Consider the following 1,545-nt stretch of genomic DNA (forward strand, 5'->3'; position numbering starts at 1 on the left):
TGAACTGACCCCAATAAGTTAGACCTAGAAATCTAACTTATTGGAGGTCAGTTTTTTTATGGCAAAGTACAGTTTTGAATTTAAGATGAAAGTTGTTCAAGATTATTTACGGGGTAAAGGAGGAAGTGGCTATTTATCAAGGAAGTATGGTATAGGCAACAGTGATAATAAGCAGGTCCTAAAATGGATTAAGGCATATCAGACCTTCGGTGCGGAGGGGTTAATGCGTTCAAGGAAAAATGAAGCTTATACTTTTGAATTTAAGCTCCATGTGGTAGAGTTATATTTAACAACAGAAGTTTCGTATCAGGAGCTAGCTTTATCAGTTGGAATCAATAATCCTCCTTTGATTACTAAATGGGTAAATGATTTTAGAATCGCAGGTCCTGATGCTTTGAGACCAAAGCCGAAAGGACGGAAGAAATCAATGGAATCATCTAAGAACTTCCACCCAAAAAAACGGGTTGATAGTAAACCAATAGATACAAGTGCTGAGCATGTAAAACAACTTGAAAATACATTACTAAAATTAAAAATAGAGAATGCCTATTTAAAAGAACTGAGGAGGCTGCGTTTAGAGGAGGAAGCTCTTCTGAAAAAACAGCGAGAATCATCCACAGCCTCCGAGGAGACTTCAAACTAAAAGATATTCTCGCATTCACGGGTTTTCCAAAAGCAACATATATGTACTGGCAAAAACGCTTTGATAGAGAAAATCCAAATGAGGATCTTGAGCAAAGAGTCCTTGAAATCAGAAAAGAAAACAAAGATTTCGGATATCGTCGGATTTATGGGGAATTAAGAAAACAGGGACTCATTGTAAACAAGAAACGTGTTCAACGAATTGTTCAGAAGCTAGGTCTTCAAGTTACTTCTTTTACCAGAAAAAGCCGTAAATACAGTTCTTATAAAGGCAAAGTAGGTAAGGTTGCTCCTAATAAAATTCACAGGAGGTTTGAAACTCATATTCCACACCAAAAGATTACAACAGACACCTCTGAATTTAAGTATTATGATATAGATGATAAAGGACGAATGATCATCAAGAAACTCTATCTGGATCCATTTATGGATATGTGCAATAGAGAAATAATTAGTTATGGTATTTCACAACGACCATCTGCTGAGAATATAATGAATGCTCTAAATGAAGCCATAAAAATTACAGGCGATTGTAAATATAGGCGTACATTTCATTCAGATCAAGGATGGGCTTACCAGATGAAGGCTTATAGTTATAAGCTGAAAGAAAATAAAGTCTTCCAAAGTATGTCCCGGAAAGGAAACTGCCATGATAATTCTGTAATGGAAAACTTCTTTGGAATTATGAAACAAGAGATGTATTATGGTGTGGTTTATTATAGCTATGAGCAACTAAAAGAGACAATAGACAAATACATAAAGTATTATAATGAGAAACGAATCAAAGAGAAGCTAGGATGGATGAGTCCTGTAGAATACAGGAACAGTCTCTTGATTGCATAAAATAATTACGTAGCAGTTAAAACTACTACGCAATGAAGTCTAACTTATTGGGGTCACATC

Annotated in this window: 1 protein-coding gene; it reads left to right on the forward strand. The window is 35.5% G+C overall.

Annotated features, from left to right (window positions below; genetic code table 11):
- Positions 1–58: 58 nt before the first annotated feature.
- Positions 59–1,485 (forward strand): IS3 family transposase gene (locus L323_RS40950; RefSeq protein ID WP_242835332.1). Its coding sequence is split into 2 segments (ribosomal slippage): positions 59–551 and positions 551–1,485, totalling 1,428 coding nucleotides; the frame shifts between segments, so codons are not numbered across the junction.
- Positions 1,486–1,545 lie beyond the last annotated feature (60 nt).

The sequence above is a fragment of the Ruminiclostridium papyrosolvens C7 genome, assembly GCF_000421965.1.
GTDB lineage: Bacteria > Bacillota > Clostridia > Acetivibrionales > DSM-1351 > Ruminiclostridium > Ruminiclostridium papyrosolvens_A.